Origin of the sequence: uncultured Aquimarina sp. (genome assembly GCF_947495315.1) — a bacterium.
Lineage (GTDB): Bacteria > Bacteroidota > Bacteroidia > Flavobacteriales > Flavobacteriaceae > Aquimarina.
Window position 1 is genome coordinate 62,527 of record NZ_CANLYD010000017.1, and the last position, 25,124, is coordinate 87,650.

24 protein-coding genes are annotated in these 25,124 nt (G+C 33.2%); 16 read left to right on the plus strand and 8 right to left on the minus strand.

Going from position 1 to position 25,124, the window contains the following annotated elements; all coding sequences use genetic code 11:
- Window positions 1–2 precede the first annotated feature (2 nt).
- Genes Q0910_RS23495 through Q0910_RS23510 form a run of 4 tightly spaced genes read right to left on the minus strand, consistent with a single transcriptional unit; the run spans window position 3 to window position 4,048 of the window.
- Window positions 3–1,115 (minus strand): efflux RND transporter periplasmic adaptor subunit, encoded by a 1,113-nt coding sequence (locus Q0910_RS23495; RefSeq protein WP_299222220.1) that lies wholly within the window; start codon window positions 1,113–1,115, stop codon window positions 3–5.
- A 6-nt stretch (window positions 1,116–1,121) separates the two neighbouring features.
- On the minus strand, window positions 1,122–1,484 hold the full coding sequence (locus tag Q0910_RS23500; protein ID WP_299222222.1) for a hypothetical protein: 363 nt from the start codon (window positions 1,482–1,484) through the stop codon (window positions 1,122–1,124).
- 10 nt (window positions 1,485–1,494) lie between these two features.
- A complete protein-coding gene (locus Q0910_RS23505) occupies window positions 1,495–2,754 on the minus strand; it encodes a hypothetical protein (protein ID WP_299222224.1) in 1,260 nt (419 codons plus the stop codon).
- Window positions 2,735–4,048 carry a DUF4270 family protein gene (locus Q0910_RS23510; protein ID WP_299222226.1) on the minus strand — a complete coding sequence of 438 codons (1,314 nt, stop codon included), beginning with the start codon at window positions 4,046–4,048 and terminating at the stop codon, window positions 2,735–2,737. The genes Q0910_RS23505 and Q0910_RS23510 overlap by 20 nt, the downstream gene beginning before the upstream one ends.
- A gap of 226 nt (window positions 4,049–4,274) precedes the next feature.
- Here Q0910_RS23510 and Q0910_RS23515 point away from each other — a divergent pair, with 226 nt between their 5' ends.
- The 5 genes from Q0910_RS23515 to Q0910_RS23535 all read left to right on the plus strand — a co-directional run bounded on the left by Q0910_RS23515 (window position 4,275) and on the right by Q0910_RS23535 (window position 8,402).
- A complete protein-coding gene (locus Q0910_RS23515) occupies window positions 4,275–5,183 on the plus strand; it encodes a DUF6268 family outer membrane beta-barrel protein (RefSeq protein WP_299222228.1) in 909 nt (302 codons plus the stop codon).
- Complete coding sequence (locus Q0910_RS23520) at window positions 5,167–6,186, plus strand: kelch repeat-containing protein (RefSeq protein WP_299222230.1); 1,020 nt, start codon at window positions 5,167–5,169, stop codon at window positions 6,184–6,186. Before Q0910_RS23515 ends, Q0910_RS23520 begins: the two co-directional genes overlap by 17 nt.
- 84 nt (window positions 6,187–6,270) lie before the next feature.
- Complete coding sequence (locus tag Q0910_RS23525; protein WP_299222232.1) at window positions 6,271–6,612, plus strand: DUF4907 domain-containing protein; 342 nt, start codon at window positions 6,271–6,273, stop codon at window positions 6,610–6,612.
- Window positions 6,590–7,672 (plus strand): histidine kinase, encoded by a 1,083-nt coding sequence (locus tag Q0910_RS23530; protein ID WP_299222234.1) that lies wholly within the window; start codon window positions 6,590–6,592, stop codon window positions 7,670–7,672. Before Q0910_RS23525 ends, Q0910_RS23530 begins: the two co-directional genes overlap by 23 nt.
- 1 nt (window position 7,673) lies before the next feature.
- The gene (locus Q0910_RS23535; RefSeq protein ID WP_299222236.1) at window positions 7,674–8,402 is read left to right on the plus strand and encodes a LytTR family DNA-binding domain-containing protein; all 729 of its coding nucleotides are present in this window, start codon (window positions 7,674–7,676) and stop codon (window positions 8,400–8,402) included.
- Window positions 8,403–8,514: 112 nt separating this feature from the next.
- On the opposite strand, the gene Q0910_RS23540 is transcribed toward Q0910_RS23535, so the two are convergent.
- Window positions 8,515–9,720 carry a succinylglutamate desuccinylase/aspartoacylase family protein gene (locus Q0910_RS23540; RefSeq protein WP_299222238.1) on the minus strand — a complete coding sequence of 402 codons (1,206 nt, stop codon included), beginning with the start codon at window positions 9,718–9,720 and terminating at the stop codon, window positions 8,515–8,517.
- Window positions 9,704–11,584, minus strand: a complete 1,881-nt coding sequence (locus tag Q0910_RS23545) for a CBS domain-containing protein (protein WP_299222240.1) — start codon at window positions 11,582–11,584, stop codon at window positions 9,704–9,706. Before Q0910_RS23545 ends, Q0910_RS23540 begins: the two co-directional genes overlap by 17 nt.
- A 275-nt stretch (window positions 11,585–11,859) precedes the next feature.
- On the opposite strand from Q0910_RS23545, the gene Q0910_RS23550 reads away from it, so the two are divergent.
- A complete protein-coding gene (locus tag Q0910_RS23550; RefSeq protein ID WP_299222241.1) occupies window positions 11,860–14,739 on the plus strand; it encodes a pitrilysin family protein in 2,880 nt (959 codons plus the stop codon).
- Window positions 14,740–14,805: 66 nt separating this feature from the next.
- Here Q0910_RS23550 and Q0910_RS23555 read toward each other — a convergent pair whose 3' ends face one another.
- Window positions 14,806–15,156: a hypothetical protein gene (locus Q0910_RS23555; protein WP_299222243.1), complete on the minus strand. Its 351-nt coding sequence runs from the start codon at window positions 15,154–15,156 to the stop codon at window positions 14,806–14,808.
- A 24-nt stretch (window positions 15,157–15,180) separates the two neighbouring features.
- Window positions 15,181–15,750: a hypothetical protein gene (locus tag Q0910_RS23560; RefSeq protein WP_299222245.1), complete on the minus strand. Its 570-nt coding sequence runs from the start codon at window positions 15,748–15,750 to the stop codon at window positions 15,181–15,183.
- 460 nt (window positions 15,751–16,210) lie between these two features.
- On the opposite strand from Q0910_RS23560, the gene Q0910_RS23565 reads away from it, so the two are divergent.
- Genes Q0910_RS23565 through Q0910_RS23610 form a run of 10 tightly spaced genes read left to right on the plus strand, consistent with a single transcriptional unit; the run spans window position 16,211 to window position 25,123 of the window.
- Entirely contained in the window at window positions 16,211–16,819 is a 609-nt protein-coding gene (locus Q0910_RS23565) for a DUF4255 domain-containing protein (RefSeq protein ID WP_299222247.1), read from the plus strand.
- On the plus strand, window positions 16,816–17,952 hold the full coding sequence (locus tag Q0910_RS23570) for a hypothetical protein (protein ID WP_299222249.1): 1,137 nt from the start codon (window positions 16,816–16,818) through the stop codon (window positions 17,950–17,952). The genes Q0910_RS23565 and Q0910_RS23570 overlap by 4 nt, the downstream gene beginning before the upstream one ends.
- Before the next feature lie 14 nt (window positions 17,953–17,966).
- Entirely contained in the window at window positions 17,967–19,799 is a 1,833-nt protein-coding gene (locus tag Q0910_RS23575; RefSeq protein WP_299222251.1) for a phage tail sheath C-terminal domain-containing protein, read from the plus strand.
- A gap of 26 nt (window positions 19,800–19,825) precedes the next feature.
- Window positions 19,826–21,259, plus strand: a complete 1,434-nt coding sequence (locus Q0910_RS23580; protein ID WP_299222253.1) for a phage tail sheath C-terminal domain-containing protein — start codon at window positions 19,826–19,828, stop codon at window positions 21,257–21,259.
- Between the two features lie 46 nt (window positions 21,260–21,305).
- Window positions 21,306–21,740 (plus strand): phage tail protein, encoded by a 435-nt coding sequence (locus Q0910_RS23585; RefSeq protein WP_299222254.1) that lies wholly within the window; start codon window positions 21,306–21,308, stop codon window positions 21,738–21,740.
- 5 nt (window positions 21,741–21,745) lie between these two features.
- Window positions 21,746–22,195 carry a phage tail protein gene (locus tag Q0910_RS23590; protein WP_118462376.1) on the plus strand — a complete coding sequence of 150 codons (450 nt, stop codon included), beginning with the start codon at window positions 21,746–21,748 and terminating at the stop codon, window positions 22,193–22,195.
- Window positions 22,196–22,206: 11 nt separating this feature from the next.
- Window positions 22,207–22,377, plus strand: a complete 171-nt coding sequence (locus Q0910_RS23595) for a DUF5908 family protein (RefSeq protein ID WP_299222256.1) — start codon at window positions 22,207–22,209, stop codon at window positions 22,375–22,377.
- Window positions 22,377–23,087 (plus strand): LysM peptidoglycan-binding domain-containing protein, encoded by a 711-nt coding sequence (locus Q0910_RS23600; protein WP_299222258.1) that lies wholly within the window; start codon window positions 22,377–22,379, stop codon window positions 23,085–23,087. The genes Q0910_RS23595 and Q0910_RS23600 overlap by 1 nt, the downstream gene beginning before the upstream one ends.
- A complete protein-coding gene (vgrG, locus tag Q0910_RS23605) occupies window positions 23,088–24,839 on the plus strand; it encodes a type VI secretion system tip protein VgrG (protein ID WP_299222260.1) in 1,752 nt (583 codons plus the stop codon).
- Window positions 24,840–24,844: 5 nt separating this feature from the next.
- Window positions 24,845–25,123, plus strand: coding sequence for a PAAR domain-containing protein (locus Q0910_RS23610; protein WP_299222262.1), 279 nt, complete (start codon window positions 24,845–24,847; stop codon window positions 25,121–25,123).
- Window position 25,124 lies beyond the last annotated feature (1 nt).

Below are 25,124 nucleotides of genomic sequence, written 5' to 3' on the forward strand. Positions count from 1 at the left end.
AATTATTCTAAAATTTCTACTGGCATACCTGGGTAAGCATTCGCAATGCTTTGGTTTACAATAAGAGTTTCTGCTTCCAGACCAGTTATAACAGAAGTATTACCTTGATAATTGACAATATTTATTGGCTTCAATTCTAACAGATTGTCTTTTACAACATAGACCATATTGTTTTCTAGAATGAGCGCATTATCTATTTTAAAGGCGTCTATTAAATCGCCGCCATCTATTTGGGCTTTTAGGTATTGACCATCCTTTAGGTCTCCATTACTAACCTCTACAATGACGTTAACACTCTGTGTATCCTGATTTATTTTTCCGTTTATTCGTGTTATTTGTCCAATAAATGACTGAGAATCATCCATTGTTTTAAGATGAACGGTAATTCCTTTTTTAAGATATTTATTATCGGACGCGGGTATCGAAAGATTGAGTTCAAAATTGGAATCATCTGTAAACTCGCCAATTTTTTGGCCACTTCTAATTAAAGTCCCAACATTTACAGTAGACTCTGTGACTATTCCATTAAAAGGGGCATTGATATAGTATTTACTCAAACGTTCTTCTAAATTTATAATGTTGTAATACGCACTATAAATATTCTTTCCGGATACAAAAAGTTTCTCTTCATTAGTACTAAAATTTGGTAGTTCCGGAGTTTTTGAATTCACACTAAGGTTTTCTAAATAAACTTCCCATTTTTTGTAAATATTAGGATAATCTATTTCCATATCTGGCAGCATAGTAGCAATTTGATTCATTAAATCACTTCTGGCAGATTTAATTTGAGCGGTATGTTCTTTGCTATCCATAACAATTAGAGCTTGTCCTTTCCTAAACCTATTACCGATTTTAAAAGCTGTATTTGTTTTTCGAATTACACCTTGCACTTCACTATATAATTCTATTTTCTCTTTTGCATGAAGTATACCTGTCGCTTCAATAGCATAAGGAACATTAGTTAATTCTACTCGTTTTACTTTAATTACTTTTTTAGATGTCTCGGCTATGACTTCTTCCTTTTTTTCGTTGTCTTCGGTATTCAATAAATTAAAAGCCAAAATGCCTAGAATCATGATTGAAACTCCTATAATAATGCTAACATATTTTCTCATTTTGGTCTACATTTTCATGTTTTTTCTCAGATGTTTTTTGATATTTGGAGCTACATCGTCCTCATACTTTTCTAATTGTTCCTGAGACAATACTTTTTCCAGTTCAGAAAATTTTCCTTTTTTTATTTCATTCATCTCTCCAATTTTACCAAACATACTTCCTTCTGCTTCCATCAAAACAACCATTCTCTCTGTATACTTTAGATTGATTACTTCTACTTTTTCGGCTTGCTCTTTATTAAGGTTTAACTCCTCAACCATTTGCTGTGTTTGATAATCAGCCATTTCGGTTGCATTCATTTTTTGTTGTGCAAAAGTGCTGATGTTACAAACAAGAATTATTATTACCGTTAGAATGTTATTTCTCATCTATTTGTTTTTAGTTAAACTTTAGTTTCCTAAACCATATATCTTTAAGACTTATGTTTACATTAATCATATTAAATTTTTCTTCTACTAGAATACCCGAAACAGTTCCGCGTTGACCGGTCGCATATGAAATATTAATCATAGAACCTCCTCTAATGCTAATTGGAAAACCTATTCCTGCCGTTACGCTGTAATTGTTAATTGTCTGGTCGTTCACTTTTAGATATCCTGAATCATAATTAAACCCGGCTCTGAATTCTATATTTTCCCAATATTTTAGTCCTATCTCTTTCGCTCTATATTGAGCTCCAAGGCTAATAATACTTTGGTCTACATAATCACCAATGTCATCACTTTGTTTCGTAAATCCCCATAGATTGCCCTTATAGTCAAGATTAACAGTAAGTGAGTTGAAAAATCTGGCACTAGCTCCAAAACCTAATTCCAGTGGTAGTTCAAAACTATCGATAGCTAGATCATTTTCATCTTCTACCTCGGTAGGAATAAAGTCAAGACTTTTGAAAACACTTCTGTCCTGTGATCCACTTAGGGATGTAGGGAAATCAGTTGTAAAGCCCAAAGTATATTGGTCATCTATCTTATATTGCAGTCCAAATCCTAGTCTGAAACCGTTGTAATAATTCTCCTCCGCTATATTTAGAAAGGTTTCTTCAAAAATGATGTTCTCTGTCTGATCAATAACACCAAATAAAAATGAAGCTTTCATACCTAAACTTAGATTGTCATATATTCTGTATCCATAATGTAAGCTTAAGTCATTGAGACCACCAGAACCTATGATGTTGCTAATAAATTGATCCTGAGATCCTTCAATGTTAGTTGCAATTCCGATTAAAGCGTATCCGACGTCCGTAAAGGGAACTATAGATATACCCATACCAGATCTCTCATTAATACTAAATCCCATTGCCAGATTAGAAAAGTTAGACGAAAACCTGTTTTCATCTTTATCATTAGTAGAAACATTATTTAGCTCTCCTAGAAAACCTATATCCAATAAAAAACTCTTTTCAGGAATACCTGTAAAAGATGCTGGATTTAGTGTATTTAATAAGTAATTACTTTCTAAAGCAATTCCTCCTTTTCCTAGAGCACTATTTCTTCCGATATTAGAATTGGTTTGTACACCTAACCCAAACAAAGAATATGGAGACCCTGTTAAAGAATTGGTTTGTGCTTTTATGGTAGATATCCAAAAAAATAACACTCCTAATATTTTTAAATAATTATTATTCATCATAAATGGCATACGTCAATATTAACCGAGCTCTAAAGTCAGTGCTACTTTCGCCTTCCAGTATAAAGCGATCTACGGTTTGATTAAAGTTTTGTGAAAAAAGTACTAAGGCATTATCTATAATTGGAGCTTCTTCTAGTTCCTGCTCTAAATAAAACCCAATAGGTATTTCATATATAACTTCGTTAAACTCTATGTTTTCTTCATTAATGATTGCAAAAACATTTCCTTGTCCGTTGAACAATCTATCGACCAGTTCATTATTTTGATCTGCTATATCAACAAAAAGTGAATCTCTAATAGGAAGCACATCACTAAAAACTTGTGGAGGTGGTTTTATTTGTAGCGTTGCGTTAAGAATAGTTCCGGTACCAGAGATATCATATATTTTACGAATAGTGGGAAACTGAATACGAGTAGCATAACCAATGCCCGCTTGAATATAGCTTCTATTTTCACTGTCTTTGGACAACAAGTTAATTTCTTGATCAATCAATGGTTCAAGAAAAGTACCGGTTACATTGCTTCTAATATTATTAAAGGATTTAGGGGTAACTGTAGCAGAATTTATAGATAAATCGAACGTTTCTTCATCGTCTCCAAATTCTCCTGGAACAGAATAAAAAAAACGGAGATACGTATTTCCACTATTTTTTGAAAAGCCTAAAACAGAAGCATCATCATCATCTCCAGGTTGTAAAGTAAATCCCTTGAATTTTCTTATTAACTCATCATCATCATTAATATCTCCATCACGTATCAAATCAAATAATGTTTGACCAAATTCAATTGGTAAGGATATATGCAAAGAATCTTCATCAAATGGTTCGGGAATATAGTTTCGTGTAACTATTGGTGTAGTTTCAAAAGGGAGTAAACTGGTATTATAAAACACATCGTCTTCTGGATTAACTTCATCTGTAAGGACATGAATATTTACCTGCGCAACCTTAGTGGTATCGCTATAAAAATATCGATCATATCCTAAAATTAATGCAATGCTATCTAGCTCGGCGTCATCTGGAAGACTGTAGCCAAATGCTGTTAACTCGAAATAGTTAGAAGCACGTACTGTACCAAAAAACTCATCTTTGTATTGTCCTAATAATAATCTATTACTACTTGAACTATTAATACTATCAAACTTAAATGTTGATAATTCGACAGCAAAAGTATCAATGGATATAATACGAACATTAGAATCTGTAAAATCTTGTCCTACCTCTAGTGTAGGAATATCTCCTTCTCGATCGGAACAAGAAATTATAGACAATATTATTATTAATAAACCTGATAGTTCCCTCATTTGTTTTATTATTTGAATAACAAAACAAAGAGACTTTTCAGAATTAGAAAACTATAATCTACTAATTACAAGTACCTCTATACCAGTTCCTGTTTTCGCTCTACCAATCTAATAAACAAAGTTTCATCGAGGTAAACCCTATTTTGGTATATAAAAAAGGGATACCGGTATATCTTTTTTTTTGATGCTTTTATGCTATGCTATTTTTACTCAAAACTCGTATGAAATGAGGTGTCATTTTACATTAATAATAATGCTTTCAGGAATAGCTAATACATTATGGAGTCAGAATCCACAAGGAGAAATAGGAGGTTTTGAATATTCGGTTATTCCTGATATTGGCGATACCCAGATAGATAAATACACTGCAAATCTAAATTTTGGAACTAGACTAGGAAAAGGTATGGTAGGTTTTGGTGTTTCCTATACTCTTTATGACTTTTTATATAAGAAGGATTCTTTTATCGATTTTGATCTAGCTCCTTATGAAAGGATTCATAATATACGATTCCGGTTGTTTTATAGGTATATGATTAATGATTCCTGGTCAGGAAATATTATGTTTTCGCCTGTTATATCCTCCAACTTAGAAGGAAGTTTAAGCAGTAATGATCTCATCATAAACTCTATACTTTCTGTATCCAAAAGATGGGGTAATAATGAAACTTTTTCAATACTAACATTCGGATTAGGTTTTGGAACCCCATTTGGTGAACCTCAATTTTTTCCTGCTATTTCTTTTAGGAAAAAAATAAATTCTAATTGGAATTACATATTAGGTATTCCAGAAACAAGTATAAATTATAATCACGGAGAGCGACATACTTTTTCGGGGAAAGCAACTTTTAATGGTCTTTTCGGAAATGCCTCTTCATCTGCTATTTTACCTGATAGTAGTTTACAAACAAACACAAAATTACAATATAATTCACTGAATACCGGGATCCAATATAATTATAGAATACAACCCAATTGGACAACTACCATTAGTCTGGGTTATACACCTTGGAACCAATTAAAAATACTAGACAATGACAATAACGAGCTATATGATATAGGATCAGATAGTTCCTTTTATATATCTATGGGATTAAAGTTTAACTTAAATAAAACAATAAATGAAAACAAAAAATAATCCATTTTTAATAAATCCATTCCAATTACAAAAAATATTGTTGGCATCACTAATGGTAGTTGTCATCACTAGTTGTTCTGATGATGATGATGATGACCTATTAGGAAATTGGGTGGAACGATCCGTTTTTGATGGAACTCCCAGAAGCAGTGCTGTAGCATTTACTATTAATAATACAGGATATATGGGTACGGGATTTGATGGCGATGATTATCTAAAGGATTTCTGGAAATATGATCTAGAAGGGAATTTCTGGAGTCAATTGGCAGATTTTCCTGGAGTAGAACGCAGTGCTGCCGTGGGATTTACAATTGGCAGTGATGCATATGTAGGTACCGGTTTTGACGGCGACAATGAATTAAATGATTTTTACCTTTATAATTCTTCAACAAATATGTGGTCTCCTATTGCTGATTTTACAGGAGGGAACAGGCGAGGTGCTATTGCATTTAATTCTGATTCTTCTGGATACGTAGGGACCGGTTTTGATGGTGATAATGACAAAAAGGATTTCTGGAAATACAATCCTGTTTCTGATGAGTGGACAGAGTTAGTCGGTTTTGGGGGAGATAAAAGACGAGATGCGATGACCTTTTCCATCGGAGATAAAGTATATCTGGGAACGGGTATTTCTAACGGTATAAATCAGGAAGATTTTTGGGTGTTTGATACTACAACAGAAATCTGGAGCGTACTAAGGGATCTGGATGATAATGATGACTATACAATTACAAGAAATAATGCTGTAGGCTTTAGTATAGGAAACAGAGGGTATGTTGCCTGCGGAAATAGTGGTCTTGGTCCATCGACCTCAATATGGGAATATAATCCTGCAACTGATCTTTGGGTAGAGAAAACAGAATACGAAGGTATATCCAGAGAAGATGCTATTGCCTTTTATAATGGATCACGCGCTTTTGTTGGATTGGGTAGAAGCGGAACTTTATATCTGGACGATAATAGAGAGTTTTTCCCATTTGAAACCGAAGATGAAGATGATTAATAATTATTAGCTACGATCAGGCAGTATTCTTCTTTTTTCCAAAATCTCCCTCCATAAATACTGTCTGATCTATTTTAAACCACTATGAAAGAGTTTCTTAAATATACAATTGTCTTTATAACAATCGTCACAGGTGTTTTAGTATTGAGTTTCTTTCTCCAAAAGGAAACATTAAAAAATGATGACGTATATACGCTGAAGATCAATGAACGTGCAGAAAAAGAATGGTATTATGAAGTGTATTCAGATTCTAAATTAATTATAAAGCAAGAAACTATTCCGGGAGTTTCTGGTATACAACATTTTAAATCGAAAGAAGAGGCCAGAAAAATTGGAACGTTGGTAATTACTAAATTAAAATCTGGAAACATGCCAATGATATCATTAAATGAACTAAAGAAGTATGATATCACTTTCAAAAAATAACTATCTTGATCCATATAAAAAAGTAGTTGCTTTGAAAAAAAGCTTTCAAATTAAAGAGATCTGGATTCACGTAATTATCTGGTTGTGTTTTTTTACATTACCTATAATAATCGCGATTCCAGAATTAGATCAAATACGATTAGATTTTTTTTATAGGGGATTTAGTAGTGCAGGTCTATTTTATATTAATTATTTATTATTAGTTCCCAGGTTACTTCTAAAGAAAAGAATCCTTCTATACATCATACTTTCAATTAGTGTTTTGGTTTCTTTTAATTACCTTCTTAGAAATTTTTATCCAATCCCACCATTAGAGAGTTTAGATAAATATTTGGAATTAGAAAATGAATTCCGTCCGATAAAAAATTTGAAATATATCGTTCCTGCAATTTTCTCTTTTGTCTTTTTTCTTTTAGGAGGCATCTTTAGTCTTATTGTGGATTTTTATAAAAGAGATCAAATTGCTAAAGAAATAGAGGTAAAACGAACGGAAACGGAGCTTCGATTTCTAAAAACTCAATTAAATCCACATTTCTTGTTTAATTCATTGAACAGCGTATATTCATTAGTACGTAACAAGTCTAATGAAGCTCCAGAAGCAGTAATTACATTATCCGAATTAATGAGATATATGTTGTATGAGGCTAATCAAGAAATAGTGTTTCTTAAAAAAGAAATTGATTATATAAAAAATTATGTATCTCTACAGCGACTAAGACTAGCTAATAGTGAACAAGTAAAATTACTGATTAAAGGAAACTATGAGGACAAAAAAATCTATCCTCTTTTATTGATTTCTTTTATTGAAAATGCTTTTAAATATGGTACGGATTTTAAAGGAAATACCATTATAGACATAACGATTGAAGTCACCGAAAGTAAACTTATGATGAGCATAAGTAATATCATCGGAGCTTATAAGAAGAATGAAGATTCTTCGGGTATTGGTCTTAGCAATATTAAGAATCGTTTAGAACTTTTATATAAAGATGCCTATACTCTTACTATAAAGGAAGACGAGGACTTTTATAAAGTTGATTTAACATTAACACTTAAATAGAATGAAGTGTATTATAATTGATGATGAGCCACTGGCACTTAATATTATAAAATCCTATTGTGAGGATTTAGGTACTCTAGAAGTTATTGGAACATTTACAAATGCATTAGAAGCATTAGATATTATTAATAATACCAACGTTGATCTAGTTTTTTCTGATATCGAAATGCCTCAAATCAATGGGATTGATTTTATGAAAGCTTTAGACCGCAAACCTCTTTTCATTTTTACTACTGCTTATTCCCAATATGCTATAGAAGGATTTGAACTAAATGCAATAGATTATTTGGTGAAACCCATACCTTTTCCAAGGTTTATAAAAGCAGTCAATAGGGCAAAAGAAATTTTTGAATTAAAAAAAGACAATTTAACAACACCCAATACAATAAAGAAACCTACGCAATCAATTACAGCTCCTGATCAGTTTATTTTTGTGAAATCAGAATATGAAAATATAAAAATAGAGTTAGAGTTGATAAAATATATTGAAGGTCTTAAAGATTATTTGAAAATTCATATTTCTACAGGAAAACCCATACTTACTTTAATGAGTTTTAAAGACATTGAAACTAAACTACCTTTGGATGTTTTTTTGAGAGTTCACAGATCATTTATTATAAATATAAATTATATTGATTCAGTTCAAAGAAATAGAATACTAATTGATACAGTAAGAATTCCTATTGGTGAAAGTTATAAGAAGGGTTTTTTAAAACGTTTAGGGATATGATTTCGATTTTTGTTTTATATAAGAAACTTATTCGGGATAAAAACCTCCATTTTTCTTCAATATATTCTCGATATAATTTATAAAAAAAAGAACCATAATTGAATAACAATATTCATCTCCTATTCCAAAAAGCATTTTTATAGTCTTCTTTTCTGGAGGCAGTTTCACGATTTTTTATGATAAGATGTGTTTTATCTATTTCTTTACTTCGATACCCAAGTAGATGAAAGAATTGCTTTGTAAAGAACCTAGCAACTTTTAAATTTACCATTAAAGCATCTTTTTTTTCGGATATCCAATGTATTCCAGGAAGTGCAGGTAAAATGTGATCAAACCTTATTTTTCGTAAAATTGCGGATAGATACAAAAAGAAATAGGGTGTCTTTTTTATAATGAAAAAACCATCATTACCTTTTCCTTGATACAGCGGCATAAATATCCTTCCTTTGCTTTTAGCTACAATGTTTTTACCATTACTAATAGCTAGGTTTTGCCCTTTGTCAATTTTCTGAAAATTGATAAAACCATCTTTCATGCTAAACTCTTCACCTTCTTTAATTTTATAGAGGTAGAAGATTTCATAGGTTTTATGAGACTTTTTTAAGGTACTGCGCAGAAATTTATAATGTTCTTCAAAATTCACATCATTTTTAAGAACGTTTCCCGCGAAAACCATGGTGAGATAAATAAAAGAAATATGGTTTTTTACCGAATTCGGATCATCATGCTGACCCGCTTCAAATCCAAAAGAAACATATCCACGTTCATTGATATAGCTTAATAGTGGACCATCTAAGTATTCTTCAATACCCAAAATCATGGGTATAGGATATTGCATAGTAAACTTCCTGTTTAGCATACTATCATTAACCGTTAGGAATGGTATTGTTTTACTAGAAGTAGTGTGCAGATCAAAAAAATAGAAAGGTCCTTTTTCTTTATCAAGAATTTTTTTTAAAGTGTTATAAATATCTAATTGCTGGATACTATCTTTATTATCATGATGAGGTTTATTTGTATATAAATCTTTTAGAGTATCGTTAGTCCACAATCGATTTAGATCTTTTTTTTGGTACCGGACACCGTTTTCTAAAGCCCATAAGTTCCCACTGATTCCATACATATTTCCCGACATTGGCGTTTCTGAATTTTCTAAATTTTCAAAAACCTTTTTTAGAGCAAATACTCCTGCTGGCTCATTACCGTGAATACCTCCAAAAAAAATTAGTGTTGGACCAGGTTGATTACCTTTATAGTGACCAATGAGGCGCTCAATATCAATAGATTGATCTAATGCCTTACTATATATTTTGACCATTATCAAATTTGATTACATCTTTAATTGTTATAATACCTACCAAATCGTTTTCTTGCACAATAGGAACACATCCTATTTCATTTGTTTTCATAATTCTTATAGCTTCTACGATCGTAGTTTTTGGAGGTATGGTAATTACTTCCTTCGTCATAATATCTGCTACAATTTGATCTTTATTATCCTGAGTATACTTCTGGTGATTTTTAACATGTGTCCAGGTAAGTAGGCCGCATAATTTTCCGGCATTGTCTTCTACCGGAACGTGATGAATATCTTTCCATTTCATTATACTGGTTGCAAGACTGGCGATATCGTTTTGATTTACGGTAAACAAGCGGGTAGACATGATATGTCCTACGAGATGAGGTGAAGTATTACATACTTCAGATTTGTTTTCTATTCCTTGCCATTGATGCACGGGAGAATCACTTTGTTGATTTTGATACATTACTTTCGTTAATATTCTTAATGCCTCATCTTGTTTATAGTTTTTACAGAGTTTGCGATAATTTTTAATTTGCCATTCTGATCCAGAAATTCCTTTAGTTCTACTTTCAATAATCCCTAGTAGTTTTTCTATGTCCTGTTTATCAATCTTCATTTTTTCTAAACCTGAATATGCAATTGGTAATAATTCTTTTATTACTAAATCCTGTACTGAGATTTGTTTTCCCATCCAATGCAAAATGGAATCTTTTCCCATTCTGGCAGTTTTGATAAAGTTTGCTTTTGCATCTTTAAATTCCATATAATCGGATATTTGGTCAAACTTAGCAGGTCTGCCAACCATTAAACCCACCCAAAATGCAAAATTGGCCATCTCGTCTTTAACGGTTGGCCCTGAAGGTATATAACGATTTTCGATTCTTATATGAGCTTTTCCATTTCCAACTCCATAACAAGGTCTATTCCATCTGTATATTGTACTGTTGTGTAAAGAAAGTGCAGGTAACTTTGGTATATTACCTTTGCGCAGTTCTTCCAAGGAATTCTTATCAATATCTTTGGCCAAAAGTATTTTGTGGTTTGCGATGTCATTTTTGTATACTTCTACAATAGATCCAGAAGCCCAATTATCTCCGAACGAAACCCTAGCAGTTTGATCCTTTAAAGCATATGAAGAACTACGAGTATCGAGACTTTGACGAAATAAGGCTATCCTGGTTTCACTCCAGAGCTCTCGTCCAAGTAATAAGGGCGAATTGGTACAGATTCCAAGAACCGGAGCAGAAATTGCTTGTGCCCAATTATAACTTGAGACAAAATCTTTAGGAGGAATTTGAAGATGTAATTGAAAACTAGTATTACATGCTTCAAAAAGTACAGAATCATGATCTGTAGTTAGTTCGTCAACTCCTCTTAAATGCAACCTGAAATCAGCATCTCGTAATTCTCTTAGTTTTTTATTCAACTCCCAATACCTTGGACTAGGTGTCATATAATCAAAGCTTAACTGGTTTTTACTAATCGTAGGTAAAATACCGGTCAATAATACTTTTGTATTTAATTTTTCAGCGTGTAATGATGCTTTTTTTAGTAATGTTGATAATTGATTTTCAACCTGATCGAAACAATTATTTTTTAATTCTACAGGGTCAAGGTTTATTTCTAAATTATATTTTGCGAGTTCTGTTGTAAAGTGAAGATCATTGATTGATTTTAAAACCTCTTCGGCGTTTATAGCTGGACGCCAAGAATCAGTAACAAGACAAAATTCTTGCTCTGAACCAATACGAACAATATCATCTTCGATTAAGTTTTGTTCGAGCATTAATTCTAAAGCTTTAATATCGTCAAGCAGATTTCTAATGAATGCTGCTCGTCTATCTCTATGATTTATTGTATCAATCGAATGTTCACCCATTTTGTATGTTTACTAGCATTTGTATAAAAAATAGCTCCATTTATTCTCTTCGAAGTTGAATAAACTAAAACAGATAAAAAATGATTTATATCAGTAAACTATTTTTGGCAACTATTATGATAACTCTGAATCTTATGATGAATTCGTAATTTTTTTTTAAAAAATCAAGGTATGATTATGAGTTGTGTAGTCTTTTTAACTTTTTTTTAATAATCCATCAACGCATTTACTCATCGTGTTCAATTACTTTTATCACTTAATCAAAAAACTAAACCATGAAAAATCAGATATCTAGGATGCTCCTTGTAGCAATGTCCTTTTTATTTTTTGTAGTCGTTTCTTGTAAGAAAGAAACAGAAGTACAAGGACAATCAGAAAGTGAAGAAGTTGGTAAGTTGTCTATCGATTTCGAAAAGTACGAATTAGAAAATGGCCTCCAGGTTGTTTTACACCAGGATAAGTCAGACCCTATTGTTTCTGTAGCGATTCAGTATGGGGTAGGATCTAATCGCGAAAAAACAGGAAGAACTGGATTTGCTCATTTGTTTGAACATATGTTATTCCAGGAATCAGAGAATGTACCTCAGGATCAGTTCTTCAAAAAAATTCAAGATGTTGGAGGAACGCTTAATGGAGGAACCTGGCAGGATGGAACTATATATTATGAAGTAGTGCCTAAAAATGCTATGGAGACAGTAATGTGGTTAGAATCTGATAGAATGGGATTCTTAATCAATACGGTTACAGAAAGTGCATTTAAGAATCAACAAGAAGTTGTTCAGAATGAAAAAAGACAGCGTGTAGACAATAACCCTTATGGACATACAAGTTGGGTTATTGATAAAAATATTTTCCCGGAAGGACATCCATATAATTGGCAGGTAATTGGCGAATTAGTAGATCTTCAGAATGCAACAGTAGAAGATGTAAAGGAGTTTTATGATAAGTATTATGGTCCAAACAATGCAACTTTAGTACTAGCAGGAGATTTTGAAACTGCAGATGCTAAAGCAATGATCGAAAAATATTTTGGTGAGATTAAAAAAAGGCAAACTGTAGAAAAGCTTAAAGTTCAGAATGTAACCTTATCAGAAACGAAGAGGTTTATGCACGAGGATAATTTTGCTACAACTGCACAGCTTAATATGGTTTGGCCTACTGTAGAGCAATATACTAAAGATGCATATGCATTGGATTTTTTAGGAGAGTTATTGGCCGAAGGAAAAAAAGCACCCTTATATAAAGTATTAGTAAAAGAAAAAGAATTAACATCCGATACAAATGCGTGGAACCGTTCAATGGAGATTGCAGGAAAATTTAGAGTTAATATAACTGCTAATGATGGTAAAAGCCTTGCAGATATAGAAGCTGGAGTTTTTGAAGCATTTAAGAAATTCGAAGAAGAAGGAATCACTGATACAGATATTGAGCGCATCAAAGCAGGTTTGGAAACACAATTCTATAATGGAATCAGTAGTGTGTTAGGAAAATCGTTTCAATTAGCTCAGTATAACGTATTTGCTGGAGATCCTGGATTTATTACAGAGGATATAGAAAACATCAAAGCGGTTACTAAAGAAGATGTAATTAGAGTTTATAATACATACATCAAGGATAGGCCTTATGTAATTACTAGTTTTGTACCTAAAGGAAAGACCGATTTAGCAGCAAATGATTCTGTGAAAGCAGCTGTGGTAGAGGAAGAAATTAAGGAAAATGTAGAAACTGCTGTGGCTGAAACTAAAGAAGAAATAGAGAAAACACCTTCTGCCTTTGACCGATCTGTAGCGCCAAAAGAAGGAGAATCGCCTAAATTAAATATACCTACTTCTTGGAATACTACACTAGCTAATGGAATGAAAATTTACGGTATTGAGCAAAATGAACTTCCGTTGGCTAATTTCAGTTTGGTAATCTCAGGCGGACACTTACTAGACTCTTTTGATAAAGTAGGTGTTGCTAACCTTATGACGGATATCTTAATGGAAGGTACAGCTACTAAAACTCCAGAGCAATTAGAAGAAGAAATAGAATTATTAGGCGCTTCTATTAATATGTATACGACAAGAGAAGCTATTGTGATTAGTGGAAACACGCTAGTTCGTAACTTGGAGAAGACTATGGATTTGGTAGAAGAAATTCTTTTAGAGCCAAGATGGGATGAAGAGGAGTTTAGTAGAATTAAGACAAAAACGATTAATGATATTAAAAGATCTGCCGCTAATCCTAATGTTGTAGCTAGAAATGTATATAATAAAGTACTTTATGGCGACAAGCATATGTTTGCATATCCTACAATCGGAACCGTTGCATCTGTAGAATCGATTACTATTGATGATTTAAAACAATTTTATACGAATAATTTCTCTCCTTCTGTGAGTAAATTTCAGATTGTAGGAGATTTAAATCAAGATAAGGCACTTGCTGCCCTTAAAAATTTAGAAAGTAAATGGGCAAGTAAAGAAGTGACTATTCCAGAATATGAAATTGTAAATAACAGAGATAAATCTTCTTTATATTTTGTAGATATTCCTAATGCAAAACAATCTGTTATCAATATTGGTTATCTTTCTATGGCTCGTACAGATGAGGATTATTTCCCGGCTACGGTAATGAATTACAAGTTAGGTGGATCTTTCTCCGGAAATGTAAATCTAATCCTTAGAGAAGAAAAGGGATATACTTATGGTGCTAGATCAGGATTTAATGGTAGTAAAATTCCTGGTACTTTTACAGCTTCTTCCAGCGTGCGTACGAATACCACTTTTGAGTCTGTGAAAATATTTAAAGATGAGATCGAAAAATATAAAAGTGGAATTTCTGAAGAAGACTTAGAATTCACTAAAAATGCTTTGATCAAATCAAATGCACGTAAATTTGAAACTCAAGGGGCATTATTAGGAATATTACAGGAAATGGGACGATACGATCTTGCTCCTGATTATATAGCTAAAGAAGAGGCAATTATTGAAGGAATGACCCTTGAACAACATAAAGCATTAGCAAACAAATATCTTGATGAGTCCAAAATGGCTTATTTAGTTATTGGCGATGCTGCCACTCAATTTGAGCAATTTAAGAATGCTGGTTTTGATGAGGTATTAATGTTAGATAAAGATGCTAAAGAAGTGAAGTTGTCCGATGTAAAGATGTAAGCATTACATCGTTCTGATATTTAAATAAAATAAGGGAGAAATTTAAATTTCTCCCTTATTTTATTTTTAGATACTATTATGTTTTATTTTTATTTTTTGCACCAGTTTACAAACATATTTTTTGAATTCCATGTTTCGAATCCCATAACCATCTAGGCCAATTAACTCTACGTTTTTTGAATCTCCCGACGTTAACTGAATATAAAACAAGGAATACCCATCTCGCTTAAACCAAATCTCGTTTTCTTTCTGTAGAATTTCATATGAGCTGCACTCTTTAGAAAAAGGAGATTCTTTAATTAGTGAATAGTTTTCATAATTGATACATTCATAATGTCGTTCAATTTTCGCCCAGTAAGATTGATAGTATACTACTATAATAGAGATGAGTATGATCAATAAAATAATTGCTATCATGATTTTGTGAAGTTTATGGATGACCTAGTAATTACCTATAGATTGACTCACAGAAAAGAAGTTTAGATCCATTGGTTGGTGATCTAAAATTAATTCACTTTTTTCTATATCATTTTCAAACGTTACAATTTTTTCTAACGCTCCTAATTGATTATATACTTTCCATGGACCTTGTCGTTTACCTTTCACAAATGCGCCTTCAATTTTTATCTTTCCATCAGAATAAAAAGCTTTCCAAGTACCGTGTTCTTTGCCATTGTTATAGTTTTCAATAAAGATTAAGGCTCCATTTTTATTATAGATTTTCCACTGCCCCTGAGTTTTATCATTTTTAAACACCCCTTCCTTTTTTAATTTTCCGTTAGTGTAAAAGTATTTCCAGGATCCATTTAGTTTGCTACCCGTTGTTTCCCTTATTTCTTTAATTGAACCATTATTATAATAAAATGTATTCTGTATGTTTTTCTGTTTACCGGTATTTGAATAAGTGCTATCAGTAATTTTATTAGTTAGAAGTGCCAATTCCTGAGCGTTAGCGTTTGTAAAGAAAAATAGATTTAAAAATGACAGTAGTGTAAAGAGTATCTTTTTCATAATAAAAGTGCTTTTGGTTTTAATCCTTACAAAGATTTAGAATAAAACAGATTTTTATTACACCTCATATAGTGAAAATGTGTTCACTGTTTTCAGGGAATGAAACTATTGAGACTTCTAATTCATGTTATTTATACCTCCTAATTAATCAAGGTACAATAAAACAGTAATTTCTTAGGGGTATTTAACCCTTTACCCAAAAGTTATTTTCCTGTATAGATTCCGTGTTTTAGCTATACCAAATTATGTATCTAAGACATAACTTTATATCATCCTAATCTAAGATATAATTTCCCTTTAAATAGATTAAAAAAATCACTCCCCATTATAATTTTAGATTCCTTTTAAATAGGAATAATTATTAGATGTAAACAATTTTTAGTAGGCATATGACTAATCCCGTGGTATTTAGGTAATATATATTATGTGGGGATTTGCATGAAATTTTAAACATTGAATTATGATTCATTCATCTCTTAGATTTTTAACTAGAACCATCAATGATTATTTAATTATGAGAAATGGTCTTGATGAAAATAAAATCTTCCTTACACATGTTTCGGATGAATCTGGTGTTGCAATTCCGGATAAATCACTTGGGTTGTCTTTAGTTAATATTGAAGAAGAAAAGATATTCAAAGAACAAAATACAGCATTCATTAATGCAAATGGTTCGGTAGAATATAGGAATCCAGAACTAAAATTGAACTTATATATTTTGATTTCTGCAAACTATCAGAATAAGGATATAGATGACCCATCTGATGATTATTACGAGGGGTTAAAACAATTATCTTATGTCATTTCATTCTTTCAATCCAAGAATGTATTTACCAATGATAATACTCCTTCTATGGCTAGTGAGAATCCAAATATTAAAAAACTCATATTAGAACTTTATTCTTATTCATTTGAACAAATGTATAATTTCTGGAGTGTGTTAGGCACGAAATATCTTCCGTCAGTTTTATATAAAGTAAGATTGTTAAGAGTACAGGAAGAAGAACTAATTAGTGATGCTTTACCAATAGAAGAAATTGATTTATTATCAAAAACTAAAGAGTTGTGAATATTAAATATAACAGATTGTTTAACCTTTCAATAACCCATGAGTATTATAAAAGTGGTATAAATGAGGATATAAAATTGAAGCCAGATTCTAAAACAAAAGAACTCTTGGCTAATGGGAAATTATTATTCAAAACACTTGGCAACAGTTTCATTGTATTATATAAAACAATGAGTGATCATATTTCTCCTTTTATAGATTTAGGAAAGGATGTTAATTTTAGATTCTATATAATCGTCGATAGAAGTGATGAGTTTTTAAATATTACAAAATTAGAGACTGGTAAAAAGTACGAAGCAGGGAACAAACTTTATTTTTCAAATGATCCTGTAATGGCTTCATCGGATAAAGATGCTCCAGAAATAATAAATCATACGCTTGTTGATAAAGCATTTGGAAAGTTATTTACGTATTCTTTTTCTCTATCTACAAATCATATAAAAACAAAATTAGAAGTTGAAGATAATCAAGGTCAATTAGTTTCTATAGGAAAAGATACTGATGGTAATGACTTGCCAACAACAATAGAGCTTACCAGAGATAATTTAAAAGTATTTAGTCAACAAATCGATCTAAGAAATAAACCGTCTGGAATTTATAAGATTGTTATAAAAAATATGGCTGGTGATATTCCTCCATTGAGAGAAGAGACCGTATTGATTGATAATGAAGCTTTCAATCAGAGTATACTCGGAATTTTAGATATTAAGTATGATACAGCTTTTAATCATATTTATGGAGATACTGAATTTTACAAACTGCAATTCGATAGGAAAAGTACTTTTTGGAAATATTTTATAATCAATAAATCCAATAATATTGATCTTTCAATTCCAGCTACCAGTCTAAGCATTGAAGACTCCATATCAGGTGGAGGAGCGGCATATTCTAATGTTAATTTCATTAGAGAAGGTGATGAACCTCATGCGACAACCAAGATAAAGGGATATGATACTGTAATTTTTAAATCAGATGATACCATTCCGATTTTTGAAGACCCTAAACTTAATGTAGAGTTACGATTAACACCAGACGATAAAGTATTAGTAGAACACCTTCCTAACCCTCCTTTCAATACAGTAGAAAAAGAAAATGGAGGCGATATAGAGAAAGAAATATTTGTATTCATATAAAGAGAAAAAAGATCATGGCAGATTACAAAACACCAGGCGTATACATCGAAGAGATAAATACGCTTCCAGCATCAGTAGCTCCTGTAGCCACAGCAGTACCAGCTTTTGTTGGATACACAGAAAAAGCAATTGTAGATAATGAGACAATTGACCCTTCAACAAGTAGAATTCCAGTAAGAATTACATCTATGCTTGATTTTATAGATCATTTTGGAGGACCTTTTCAAGAGTATTATGATGTAGCAGTAAGTGATCCCGGCACCGGTGAATCTGATGCTGCTATCAATGTGAGTAGCATAGGAACCAGCCAAACACCTTATCATCTTTACTATCAAATTCGAATGTTTTATGCCAATGGAGGCGGTACGTGTTATGTGGTTTCGGTAGGAACTTACAGTGACATTGATGAAACTGATGCAACTACTATTCAGGCAGATATCGACTCAATAAGTATCGATCATAGTGCGCTACAAGCAGGGCTTAATGCTTGCGAAGAAATTGATGAGATTACGATACTCACTATTCCGGAAGCTATGGAGGTTTCAGATGGTAATCGAAAAACATTGTATGATGCTATGCTTATCCAATGCGATAAATTACAAGATAGATTCGCTGTATTCGATGTAGAAGCAGATATAACATCTACAGTTTTTGATGACGGTAACGATTTTAGAAATGATAATATCGGTCCAGATTATTTAAAATACGGGGCAGCCTATTATCCATCGTTAGAAACCCAAATAGAATTTTCATTTAGTGATAGAAGTGTTTTAATAAGTGATACTACCACAGGCGCCAATGGTGCTATATGGAATGATCAAGGATTAGGAGCTATTCATACTGGGCAAACATCAACTGAAGTAGATATTCCTTTTGTAGCATCAGCAACAATAATAATTGAAACTGTTAACATTAGTGATGGAGATACTTTTTTGATTGGTCCTGAGACGCTGACTGTAGTCGCGGCACCAGGAAACCCTAACGAATTTTCTGCAGGAGCAACCAATAATGATTCTGCGGAGAATCTAAGAGTAGCGATTAATGCATTAGGAAGTACAGGTGTAACTGCTACTATAGACAATAACATACTTACTCTTTCGGCAATTGCAGATGGAGCAGCAGGTAATGGGATACCTTTACAATATACCGCTGTTGGAGCCAATATTGGTGCTGTTGTTTCAGGTTCTGAGTTAAGCGGAGGTGTTGATCGATACATAGATACGAATCTCTACAATCGAATTATAAAAGAATTAAAAAAACATAAAGTGACCCTATATCCATGTGGTGCTATAGCAGGTATATATGCATCAGTGGATAGGGATCGCGGAGTATGGAAAGCACCGGCTAATGTAAGTGTTAATTTGGTCAATGAACCAAGTATAGCAATAACAACCGAAGAGCAAGCGAATTTAAATGTAGATGCAACTACAGGAAAATCTATCAATGCGATCCGATTATTTAGCGGAAAGGGTACTATTATTTGGGGAGCCAGAACACTAGCAGGAAATGATAATGAATGGAGATATGTACCCGTACGTAGGTTTTATAACTTCATGGAAGAATCGATAAAGAAAGCTACAGAGTTTGTCATTTTTGAACCAAACAGCAAACCCACTTGGGTACGAACCAAAGCCATGATAGAGAATTTCCTGACAGGACTTTGGAGAGAAGGTGCCTTAGCCGGAGCGAAACCTGAACATGCTTTTTTTGTAAAAATAGGCTTGGGTGAAACCATGACAGCAATAGACATTTTAGAAGGTAGAATGAATATTGAAATAGGAGTCGCTGCTGTGCGTCCTGCAGAATTTATCATTCTTAAATTCTCACATAAGTTACAAGAATCATAATACATAATCTTTAAAAAATATAAGTTATGCCAACATATAATACACCAGGAGTCTATATAGAAGAGATTTCAACACTGCCAGCCTCCATTGCACCAGTTGCAACCGCAATACCAGCATTTATCGGTTATACTAAATTGACTGCTGATGAAGATGGAGTTGATCTAAAGTTTAAACCTCAAAGAATAACTTCTATGCTAGAATACGTAGAATTATTTGGAGGAGCAAAGAATGATGCGATCGCAGTTTCGATTGTAGATACTTATAACGTAGATGATGATTTATTAACCAGAGAATATAGTGCAACGGCTACAGCATCTGATTATATTCTGTATCATAGTTTAAGTCTATATTTTGCTAATGGAGGAGGACCTTGTTATATCGTCTCAGTAGGAAGTGATAATGATCCGGTAATTGTCGGAGATGGCTCTGTGAGTTCTATTGCAGGAGGGTTAACTGGCGGTATCTCTGCTATTGAGAAAGTTGATGAACCCACTTTAATAGTTTTTCCAGAAGCAAGTAAACTTTCTAGTCAGAGTAACTATGGTTCTGTAGTAGTAGCTGCATTAATATCATGTGCTAAGGTGCAAGATCGGTTTACTATTGCCGATTATCACGGCGATATTACAGATAATGCGGATGTATTAAATTACCGTTCTGAATTAGGTATGAATAATCTAAAGTATGGAGCCAGTTATGGCCCGGAGTTAAAGACTACTTTAAATTATGGGTATGACAATACTACAGTAACAGTGACACATACTAATAGCGGTGGGACAGCTCCACCAGCTCCAGAATTTAATGCAGTAGCTATAGATGATATAAATACAGCTAACCCTAGTGCATATCGATCTATTATTGCGGCAATAGGAAAAGTATATATAGATCTTCCAGCTTCTCCAGCAGTTGCCGGGGCATATGCAAGAGTAGATGCAGACAGAGGTGTTTGGAAAGCACCGGCAAATGTTGGGTTGAACTCTGTTTTAGCACCTACGGTAATGGTTACCAATGAAATGCAAGATAACCTTAATGTTGATCCGTCTACAGGTAAATCTATTAATGCGATCCGAACTTTTTCTGGTAAGGGTATTCTGATTTGGGGAGCCAGAACATTAGCTGGTAATGACAATGAGTGGCGATATGTTCCTGTGAGAAGGTTATACATTTTTGTAGAAGAATCTATTAAGAAAGCAACAGAATTTGTCGTTTTTGAACCCAATAGTAAATTAACCTGGGTACGAACAAAAGCTATGATCGAAAATTTCCTTACAGGATTATGGAGAGATGGAGCACTAGCTGGAGCAAAACCTGAACAAGCATTCTTTGTGAAAGTAGGTTTAGGAGAAACTATGACTGCACAAGATATTTTAGAAGGAAGAATGAATGTAGAGATTGGGTTAGCAGCTGTTAGACCAGCAGAATTCATCATCCTTAAGTTTTCTCATAAACTTCAAGAATCTTAATTCACATAAAATAATCATATAAAATTAACTTTTAAAAATACATATTATGGCAATTAATTATCCCGTTTCGGTTTTTCATTTTCAGGTAGAATGGGGCGGAACACGTATTGGATTTACAGAAGTATCTGGTTTAACTGTAGAATTACAATCTATAGATTATAGAGAAGGTAATGCAGCAGAATATCAAGTAACAAAAATGCCGGGTATACCACAATTCTCTAACATTACGCTAAAAAGAGGAATGTTTAGAGATGATAACGAATTCTTTCAATGGCTTAATACAGTTTCTCTTAATTCTATTGATAGAAGAGATATTACAGTGAGTCTATTAAACGAAGATCATGAGCCAGTTACTGTTTGGAAAATAAAATCAGCATGGCCGTGTAAAGTAGAAGGTCCATCTCTTAATTCTACTGGTAACGAAGTATCGGTAGAAACTATAGAGTTATGTCATGAAGGTCTTAATATAGAATTTGTATAGAAATTATGGCTGATTACTATCCACCAGTCGGTTTTCATTTTCGTGTTGATATTGATGGAATTACTTCAGATGGAATCGATATTCGTTTTCAAGAGGTATCTGGATTAAATGCAAGTGTTGGTGAATTCACCTATAATGAAGGAGGAGAAAATCGATTCGTTCACCGGTTAGCAGATCGTGTTACATATGAAAAGCTTATTCTAAAAAGAGGCTTATTAATAGGGTCAAAACTAATAGCCTGGTTTAAAGATGCAGTAGAGTCCTTTTCATTCGATCCTAAGGACGTAATGGTCACCTTGCTAAATGCAGACCATGAGCCATTAGAATCCTGGAGTTTTGTGAAAGCATATCCAGTAAAGTGGTCCGTATCCAGTTTTAATGCACAACAAAACGAAATTGTTATTGAAACGATCGAATTAAGCTTTCAATATTTTAGAAGATTAGAAGCAAGTTAAATACAATCATTATGCCAGTCGAAATAAAAGAATTAATCATTAGAACTACTATTGATAATCAAAATGAACCTGAAAGGAATAGCTCTTCAAGTGAAGACTGCGCTACTCCTTCACCTTCTGAGAGTAATCAGATACAGCTAGATGAAGTGTTACGAATGATGAAAAATAAAAACGAGAGATAATGGGATTGTTAGATGGCATATTATTAAAGATGATGATCTTTTCTTTTCATGCAGATGATAATGGATTGCCTAAAGGTATTCCTATACCATATCCTGTGATGTATAATCCAGAAAAATTCTCTAAAAATGTTTCGGTAAACTATCAATCACAATGCGTACCTGGAGACAATGGTCAGGAACAGAGTTATCATAGTAATCAGAGTGGCGAAGTAACTTTCGAGTTCTTTTTTGATGCCACAGGAACGTCGATAAATTCTATAAATGGAGAAGTAGCAAAAGCCATAGGAGGAGTCGATCTGGAAATAGAATTGTTTTTAGAATTGATGAATCCGGATCCCGAAGAGCACAAACCCAGAGTTTTAACTTTGGTTTGGGGTACATTCATTTTTAATTGCAAATTAAAAAGTGCCCAAGTAAATTATACGCTATTCAGTTCTATAGGAAGACCCTTAAGAGCAACGGTCACTGCAACATTTATTGGACATGAATTTAGAATACTTCGCGCAGCACTTAGTAAGCTGTTTTCATCTGATTTAACTAAAGTACATATTGTAAAGGCAGGAGAAACCCTTCCTTTAATTGCTAATAAAGTATATGGCAATCCATCATATTATATCCAGATAGCAAAAGCAAACAACTTATTGAATTTTAGAAATATCAAACCAGGACAAGAAATAATATTACCACCTGTCGAAAAACAAAATAATTAAATGGCATTAATTGATCTAAATACTCCACAGGGTACCGAGTTAGCGACGTATAGAATTCTAGTAGATGGGACTGAGTTAGAAGGAGCATTTACCGTAAGAAGTATTGCTACTACTAAAGCCATCAATAAGATTCCGACCGCTCATATAGAACTACTTGATGGTAATGTTGCTACAGCAGATTTTACATCCAGCAATGAAGATATCCTAATTCCGGGAAATGAAATGGAGATAAAAATGGGATATCAGGGAGATGAAGAAACTGTTTTTAAAGGAATTATTATAAAACATGGAATTAAAACGGTAGGAACTAATGCCAACTCATTATTAATAATTGAAGCCAAGGATCTTGCAATAAAAACCACTGTAGGGAGGAAAAATAGATATTTTTCTGAAGTTACCGATAGTGAGATGATAGAAACAATTTTAGGAGATTATAGTGATATATCAATAGAAATAGAAGCAACTACTAATACTCAAGAGCAAATGGTTCAATATTATTGTTCCGATTGGGATTTTTTAGTTACACGAGCAGAGGCAAACGGACATCTTATCACGGTAGATGATGCTACCATAAAAACCGGGGCTCCTGATTACGCTCAAGAACCGGTAGCGAGTTTAGCATATGGTCATAATATTTTAGAATTTGATTTCGAAATGGATGCGAGAAATCAGTTCTCAACAATCGAAACAAGATCTTGGGATATCAGTAATCAAGAAGTAATAACGAGTAGTAATCAACCCCAAAATATAACAGAATTAGGAAATATAACATCTTCGGACCTTTCGGATACCATAGGGTTAAATCCTTTAAATTTTCAACATACAGGTTTGTTAAACCCAGAAGAATTACAGTCCTGGACGAATGCAAGAATGCTTAGAAGTCAATTGTCAAAAATCATGGGAAGGATTAAAATTTTGGGAAATAATGAAATTAAGCCCGGAAACTTAATAACCATTGATGGATTAGGTGAGCGCTTTAGCGGAACAGCTTTCGTGGCCAGTGTAAGTCATTCTTTTGCATCTAATTGGAATACACATTTACAGATAGGGTTAAGTCAAAAATTTTTAACCGAATGCTATGATGATGTACAGGCAATTCCATCTTCATCATTATTACCTGCTATTAGTGGTTTGCATATAGCTAAAGTGAGTGCTATTCATGACGACCCTTTAGGAGAAAATCGAATCAAAATAAAATTACCACTTATAAGTACAGAAGAAGAAGGAACATGGGCGAGGATAGCAACGTTGGATGCTGGTGAGAATAGAGGAAGTTTCTTTCTACCTGAAATTGATGATGAGGTTATCGTTGGTTTTTTGAATGATGATCCCAGGAATCCAATAATAATCGGAATGTTACATAGCAGTGCTAAAACTCCTCCCTTTGAGGCAACAGAAGAGAATGACGAAAAAGGAATTGTTACCAGAAGTGAAATGAAATTGGTTTTTGATGATGGTAAAAATCATATTCTTTTAGAAACCCCAAATGGAAATAAAATTTTACTATCCGAAGATGAAGCTGCCATTCAAATAGAGGACGAAAATGGTCATAAAGTAACACTGGATGGTGATGGGATTTTATTAGATAGTAAAGGAGATGTAAACATAAAAGCTAGTGGAGATGTAAATATTGAAGGAGCCAATATAAATATTAAGGCACAATCTGCTTTTAAAGCAGAAGGATCTTCAGGAGCAGAAGTATCTTCAAGTGCTTCAACGACAATAAAAGGTTCAATAGTTCAAATAAATTAATGATTATGGCAGCAGCAGCAAGAATATTAGATACTACTAATCACGGAGGAACGATTATCGGTCCTGGAGAACCTACAGTATTAATAGGTGGTATGCCAGCTGCAGTACTTGGTGACAACCACGCTTGTGTACTACCACCAGTTTCACACCAACCCACAGTGTCCCCTTTTCCTATGGGGAGTACAACAGTTTTAATAGGTGGTAAACCTGCAATTAGAGTTGGTGATGCATGTATCTGCGGAGCTTCTGCAGTGGTAGGAGAGCCAACAGTTTTAATAGGATAAA